This is a genomic window from Streptococcus orisratti DSM 15617 (genome assembly GCF_000380105.1).
GTDB classification, from domain to species: Bacteria; Bacillota; Bacilli; order Lactobacillales; family Streptococcaceae; genus Streptococcus; species Streptococcus orisratti.
This window is the reverse complement of the sequence record NZ_KB904513.1, coordinates 1-6,431: the sequence shown is the minus strand read 5'-3', so window position 1 is coordinate 6,431 and position 6,431 is coordinate 1. Positions and strand designations below refer to the sequence as shown.

The following is a 6,431-nucleotide window of genomic DNA, read 5'->3' as shown; positions in this document are numbered from 1 at the left end:
TCGAAGCTTGGTTTAAAACATTCTTACTACCCACTTTAGATAGACCATCTGTTATCATTATGGACAATGCAAGGTTTCATAGGATGAGTAAGCTAAAAGAGTTATGCAAGGAGCAGGGGCATAGACTTTTACCACTTCCTCCTTACTCACCTGAGTATAATCCCATTGAGAAAACATGGGCTCAAATCAAAAAACACCTCAGAAAAGTATTGCCAAATTGCGATACTTTTCTTGAGGCACTTTTGTCCTGCTCTTGTTTCAATTAACTATATTTTTTTATGGTTAAAGTCAGTCAGGCTCTTTTTTTGAATGTCCTGATTGAATAAGGCTCATAGCATAATTTTGCACCCAATGAAAACCGATTCCATAGATTAACACGTTGTTATGATTTGTGAAATGAATGCTGAGAAGTAATGGGAAATTAGACTTAACAGCAACAGTGTAGGTAGAATAAATTTCATCAAGCTGAGTTGTTTTAATGTCACGGAGTATCAATCTGTTTCGTGTGGTAGGACAATCGTTTCAATGCCAGCATTGTCAGTAATGTTGACGATTTCAGGAAAAAATGGGTCAAAAGGTGTATTATAGTCAAAAACGATGTGGATTTGACGTTTTCTATCATAATATTCAAGGGATAGTTTGTCTTTTTTGTTTGCCAACCGGAAAGTCAAGGTTCGATCTAATGGCACAACTCCCTTGAGATAGTTGTCAAGAATATCCCAAAAGGTGTCAATAATTGGATGAGGGAGGCTAGTTACAACACCAAAACTAGCATATCGTTCTTTAGTGTGTTCAAATGCCATAACAATTTTCCTTTCTACTAAGAACCTGTATTCACAAGCGAAGTGTTTATAGATAAGAGAGAGTTTTCTTGCTAATCAAGGCAGTTTTTTGAGAGAATGCTGACTGTATCTTGAAAAAACTAACGATGAGTAGCTCAAAAACTAGCCTTAGATAGAAGTGTTGAACTGTGAATACAGGTTCTTAGTATGAAAGCACCCCGAATGGGGTGCTGACAACTTTAACGATTCTTCAGTTCAAGATAACGTTTGTACCAAATATTGACATAGGATTGTGAAAATGGTCCTTTGCCATTGTTAATCCAGTCAACCAAGATTTTGACATTTTCTTTTAGAATAAAGTCTAAATCAGCAGAATAGGCCATCTTACGCTTATGTGTCTCATATTCATCAACATCAAGCAACCGCTTTTCACCATCAGCGAAAACTTTGACATCTAAGTCGTAGTCAATGTATTTGAGTGCTTCTTCATCCATCACATAAGGACTCGCCAGATTGCAGTAGTAAGAAACGCCGTTATCACGAATCATTGCAATAATGTTAAACCAGTATTTTTTATGAAAATAGACGATTGCTGGTTCACGTGTTACCCAACGTCTCCCATCACTTTCGGTTACGAGTGTATGATCGTTAACCCCAATCAGGGCGTTTTCAGTTGTTTTCAGTACCATAGTATCGCGCCACGTGCGGTGCAAACTACCATCATGCTTATAACTTTGAATTGTAATAAAGTCGCCTTCCTTAGGTAATTTCATGCCCTTACCAACTTTCTACAATTAAAACTTATCTTAGATAGTTTATCATAATTTTCTGAAAAATGCACTGATTAAGAGCGAAAATCTTATAAATAGTCCCTTAGAGCACTATTAATGTCATCAAAACCGAACCCTTTTCGGGCTAAGGCTTGAATTAGTCGTTGTTTGAGGTCATAACCTTCATATTTTTTGCTGTATTTACGGTAGGCTTTATCAAGTTCTTTGTGGAGCAAATCTTGTTCATTTTCGTCATCAGATTCAATCTCGAGGCTTTCAAAAGCAGTTTTTGCCTCGGCATAAGAAAAGCCTTTGTTGCTTAGAGATTGGATAATTTTATCCTTAAGGGTTCTAGCAGGTAATTTAGTTTGGTACTTTTTCAGAAGTTTGTTAGCAGCTTTTTCTGCGACCTCACTGAAATCCTGTTTTTCTATTTCCTGATCAATAAGCTGCGCTGGAATACCTTTTTGGAGCAATTTTTGTTTTATAACATAGGGACCTTTGTCATCTGAACTCAGATTTTGTGAGATAAAATTTTCAACGTATTTACCATCGTCTAGCCATTTATCCTCTTTAAGATTTTTCAAGACATCCTCAATAATATCAGACTTGATATCATGGTCCATCAAATAAAGTCGAACCTCAGCGGTCGTGCGCTGTTTAAATGAAATATAATAGAGTGCTAAATTTTTTCCGTGTGAAAATTGGGCAAAGGTCTGGATGTTTTTGAGCATTTTGTCATCCAAGGTCAGCCCCTTAGTCAGCATAAAGCGAACGATAGTGTCCTCAGTCACATAAAGTTTATCCGAGTTATCAATTTCAACTAGATAAAGTCGTTTTTTCTTTTCAATTTTAGTGATTTTCATAGTTCTAGTTTTTATCCAAAAGTTTCATAGGCAGCTACAAGTTGTAGGCGTTCAAAATCAACCATCTCACGTCCATAGGCATCTAGAAAGTAGTCTGTGTATTGATCAGTGCCGAGATTGTAGTGAAGTGACCAAATTACCCAAAATAGGTCAATGTGCCGATCGCTCACACCAGCTAAGCCCACATCAATAAAGCAGGAGAAGGTTTGAGTGTCCTTCAAAATGATATTTGGCAAGCAAGCATCACCGTGGATGAAGGCGTCATTTCTTAAAAGGTGTCCTTTGCTTATGGTGAGTTGGTGAGCGTCTTCGCGATCTGTGATGCCAAAATAAGGTAGCAAGGCCTTATCATAAAAAGCTCCAGCTTTGTAATTTTGCTCAGCAGTTGCTTGATAATGCTCTAGGCGTTTTGTAATAGGAAAGTCAACTGGACTATATTGATGTAATTTTTTGAGTGCATTGGCGAGTGTTTGACAGAGAAGTTTGGGTTGGTCCATAAATGCCAAAGCTGATTGTCCATAGGCGGCTTCGGTTAATAAATAGTCTTTATCGCTGCTAACATAGGCGATAAGAGCAATACCGAGCCCTGCTTGGTAGAACCAACTGATATTCTTTGCCTCATCTTTCAAAGTACCTTTTTGATCAATTTTGAGGTAGTATTCAGAGCCTACTTTTATCACCAGAGCACCCGAATGAGAAGAGGTGTCGATAAGTGTTTTTCCTAATACATAGGGTTTGATTTCAGATGGAAGTTGAGCAAGTAATTTCTCGAATTTAACGATTTTCATAGTTTTAATTATATCAAAAATGGTAGAATAGAGTTAGGAAAATACGTTGTCCCAAGAAAAGAGGTAGCTATGACGGATAAAGATAAGGTAATTAGTTTGAAACAATATCGACAGAATAAGGAATTTGAAGCTGATTTGCTAGAAAGCTTATCTGGTCTGACCGATGAGGAAATAGACGATTTGTATGATGAGTTTGCTTTTGGTAATGGTCTCTATGATAGCGGAGCCTCAGGGAGCGAACTTGTAAAAGAAATCAGTGCGTTAGAAGAGTTGGAAAAAGAGAGGTCAATGTCTCCAAAAAAAGCTTGGATAGCTGAGGGACAGCCTCCTTATCTTGAATCAAAGGTGGAGTTGGCCATGCTTTATAAGCAAAATGGACTTTACCAGAAGGCTTTAACCCATTTTTTAGAGATTTATCAAGCTGATCCTAATGATTCCTTGGGATGTCGTTATGAAATCATGTCACTCTATGTTTTAATGTCAAATTATGAGATGGCGAGTGCATTTTTTAATAGCCATAAAGAACACAAGGAAGATGTTCTCATGCAAGTTCCTTTGCTAATTGCAGCAATTTTGAACGGTCATCAAGAAACTGCTGAAGAATTGATACTCCAGCTATGTGGTCAGGTTGATGGTTTTCTTGAATTTTGTTTGCAAGATGAATTTCCAATGCTACGTGTTTTAGATGCGGGGGCTCTGGAAAGTTACCAACCCAATAGCGAAGATAGCCTCTATCTAGCTCTCTACAATGTTCTGCCTCTTTTGATGACTGCCTCTACCTATGTGCAGGCTTGGCTTAACAATGATTTTGCAGAAGAGGATGAGTTTTTAGAAGACTTTGATATTTTGACTTCTGCACAATTGCAGAGCTTGACAAATTATGGCATCAGAACTGTTGCAGATATTGCCAATTATTCAGAAACTCAGTTGTTAACTATTCCTAAAATTGGCAAAGCTACTTTGGAAAAACTAAAAGAAGCTGGAGTGATATTTAGCGAGAAATGAATTTACAAGTAAAACAAAGAATTCCTTTGAAAATCAAACGTATGGGCATCAATGGTGAAGGGATTGGTTTTTATAAGAAAACATTGGTCTTTGTGCCCGGTGCGCTGAAGGGTGAGGAGGTTTTTTGCCAAGTCACCAGCGTCAAACGTAACTTTGTGACTGCTCGGCTATTGACCATTAATAAAAAGTCAAAATTTCGAGTTGAGCCATCCTGCTCTATCTACGAAGAATGTGGTGGTTGTCAACTTATGCACCTGCGTTATGACAAACAGTTGGAAGTTAAGGACGATATTATCCGTCAGGCTTTGAATAAGTTTAAGCCAGCAGGTTATGAAAGCTATGAGATTCGTCATACTCTGGGCATGGAGCAACCGGAACATTATCGTGCTAAGTTGCAATTCCAAATTCGTTCTTTTGGTGGCTCAATTAAAGCAGGACTTTATGCTGAAGGTAGTCACAGGCTTGTTAGTGTTGAAGACTGCTTGGTTCAGGATGTGCTAACACAAAGAATCATCAACCGTATCTGCCAACTTTTGAACACGTACAAGGTACCGATATACAATGAACGCAAGATTGCTGGCGTACGGACAGTTATGATTCGTAAAGCGCAAGCGACCGAACAGGTTCAGTTAATCTTTGTGACCAGCCGTGACCTTCGTCTAACAGCACTCATCAAGGAGTTGACTGCTGAGTTCCCGCAAATTAAAACCATTGCTCTTAATGTCAATCGTTCTAAATCAAGTGAGATTTATGGTGATAAGACAGAGATTTTGTGGGGACAAGAGACGATTTCGGAAAATGTTTTGGATTACAATTTTTCATTGTCACCACGCGCATTCTATCAGCTCAATCCGCAGCAGACCGAAGTATTATATAGTCAAGCGGTTGCAGCTTTAGATGTGACGGCAAGCGATGATATTATTGATGCTTATTGTGGTGTTGGGACCATTGGCTTTGCTTTTGCGGATAGAGTCAAAAGCGTGCGCGGCATGGACATTATTCCAGAGGCTATCGAAGATGCACGCAAAAATGCTAAAAATATAGGATTTAACAACACCTACTACGAAGCCGGAAAAGCCGAGGAAATCATTCCTAAGTGGTATAAAGAAGGCTATCGTGCGGATGCCTTGGTGGTCGATCCTCCTCGGACTGGCTTGGACGATGCTTTGTTAGAAACCATTTTGCACTACCAGCCAGAGAAAATGGTCTATGTATCCTGCAATGTTTCAACCTTGGCACGCGACTTGGTGAGCTTGGTCAAGGTCTATGATGTGCACTATATCCAGTCGGTTGATATGTTTCCTCATACAGCAAGGACGGAGGCGGTTGTTAAATTGTCCAAACGAGATATCAACCATCATATTGATCTTGAAATCAATGAAGATGACCTCAAAGATATTTCTGTCAAGAAGGATGCCGCTTATTCAGAAATCAAAGATTATGTCTTTAGAAAATTTGAATTAAAAGTATCTACCCTTAATATTGCACAAGTTAAAAGGAAACTTGGGATAACTGAGCGGGAGAACTATAATCACTCTAAGAAAGAAAAGCAAAGAGTTCCAAATTGTCCACCCAAAAAAGAACAAGCTATCATCGATGCGTTAAGTTGGTTTGGAATGATTGAGTAATTAAACAAATTAAAAGTGCAGAATTGATCTGCACTTTTTAACGTTCATATGTTTTCAAAAACAGCGGACCAATAAAGTAAGCCATTCATTATAGTAAAATGAAACACAAATAGTACATAATGTGATATAATGTTTTTATGGCATATTCATTAGATTTTCGTAAAAAAGTTCTCGCCTATTGTAAACGAACAGGTAGTATCACAGAAGCATCAGATGTTTTCCAAATCTCACGAAATACCATTTATGGCTGGTTAAAACTAAAAGAGAAAACAGGGAACCTAAACCATCAAGCAAAAGGAACAAAACCAAGAAAAGTTGATAGAGATAGACTCAANAACTATCTTAATGACCATCCGGATGCTTATTTGACTGAAATAGCGTCTGAATTTGACTGNCATCCAACGGCGATTCACTATGCTCTCAAAGCTATGGGATATACACGAAAAAAAAGAACCATACCTCCTATGAACAAGATCCAGAAAAAGTAGCTTTATTTCTTAAACATTTTAATCGTTTAAAGCACTTAACACCTGTTTATATTGATGAAACAGGATTCGATACTTATTTTTATCGAGAATATGGTCGCTCATTA

6 protein-coding genes and 2 pseudogenes are annotated in these 6,431 nt (G+C 38.0%); 4 read left to right on the top strand and 4 right to left on the bottom strand.

Annotated features, from left to right (window positions below; all coding sequences use genetic code 11):
- Positions 1-266, top strand: a 266-nt coding sequence (locus tag A3I7_RS13820; protein ID WP_018375225.1) for a transposase, incomplete at its 5' end; no start/stop codon positions are given.
- A gap of 225 nt (positions 267-491) precedes the next feature.
- Here A3I7_RS13820 and A3I7_RS0110740 read toward each other — a convergent pair.
- From A3I7_RS0110740 to A3I7_RS0110725, 4 genes are all read right to left on the bottom strand, one after another.
- Positions 492-803: a DUF960 domain-containing protein gene (locus tag A3I7_RS0110740; RefSeq protein ID WP_018376764.1), complete on the bottom strand. Its 312-nt coding sequence runs from the start codon at positions 801-803 to the stop codon at positions 492-494.
- A 218-nt stretch (positions 804-1,021) separates the two neighbouring features.
- Positions 1,022-1,555 (bottom strand): nucleoside tri-diphosphate phosphatase, encoded by a 534-nt coding sequence (gene ntdP, locus A3I7_RS0110735; RefSeq protein WP_018376763.1) that lies wholly within the window; start codon positions 1,553-1,555, stop codon positions 1,022-1,024.
- A gap of 86 nt (positions 1,556-1,641) precedes the next feature.
- Positions 1,642-2,418 (bottom strand): recombination regulator RecX, encoded by a 777-nt coding sequence (gene recX, locus A3I7_RS0110730; protein WP_018376762.1) that lies wholly within the window; start codon positions 2,416-2,418, stop codon positions 1,642-1,644.
- An 11-nt stretch (positions 2,419-2,429) separates the two neighbouring features.
- Positions 2,430-3,206 (bottom strand): aminoglycoside 3'-phosphotransferase, encoded by a 777-nt coding sequence (locus tag A3I7_RS0110725; RefSeq protein ID WP_018376761.1) that lies wholly within the window; start codon positions 3,204-3,206, stop codon positions 2,430-2,432.
- A 69-nt stretch (positions 3,207-3,275) separates the two neighbouring features.
- Here A3I7_RS0110725 and A3I7_RS0110720 point away from each other — a divergent pair, with 69 nt between their 5' ends.
- The 3 genes and pseudogenes from A3I7_RS0110720 to A3I7_RS0110710 all read left to right on the top strand — a co-directional run.
- Entirely contained in the window at positions 3,276-4,211 is a 936-nt protein-coding gene (locus tag A3I7_RS0110720) for a helix-hairpin-helix domain-containing protein (protein ID WP_018376760.1), read from the top strand.
- Positions 4,208-5,557: pseudogene (gene rlmD, locus A3I7_RS0110715) on the top strand (23S rRNA (uracil(1939)-C(5))-methyltransferase RlmD); the annotation flags it as partial. The gene A3I7_RS0110720 and the pseudogene rlmD, both read left to right, overlap by 4 nt.
- Positions 5,558-5,976: 419 nt before the next feature.
- Positions 5,977-6,431 (top strand): annotated as a pseudogene (locus A3I7_RS0110710) (IS630 transposase-related protein); the annotation flags it as partial.

What these genes read in the sequence shown, in the direction of transcription:
- A3I7_RS0110740 (WP_018376764.1), bottom strand. Translation starts at nt 803, where the DNA reads ATGGCATTTGAACACACTAAAGAACGATATGCTAGTTTTGGTGTTGTA.
- ntdP (WP_018376763.1), bottom strand. Translation starts at nt 1,555, where the DNA reads ATGAAATTACCTAAGGAAGGCGACTTTATTACAATTCAAAGTTATAAG.
- recX (WP_018376762.1), bottom strand. Translation starts at nt 2,418, where the DNA reads ATGAAAATCACTAAAATTGAAAAGAAAAAACGACTTTATCTAGTTGAA.
- A3I7_RS0110725 (WP_018376761.1), bottom strand. Translation starts at nt 3,206, where the DNA reads ATGAAAATCGTTAAATTCGAGAAATTACTTGCTCAACTTCCATCTGAA.
- A3I7_RS0110720 (WP_018376760.1), top strand. Translation starts at nt 3,276, where the DNA reads ATGACGGATAAAGATAAGGTAATTAGTTTGAAACAATATCGACAGAAT.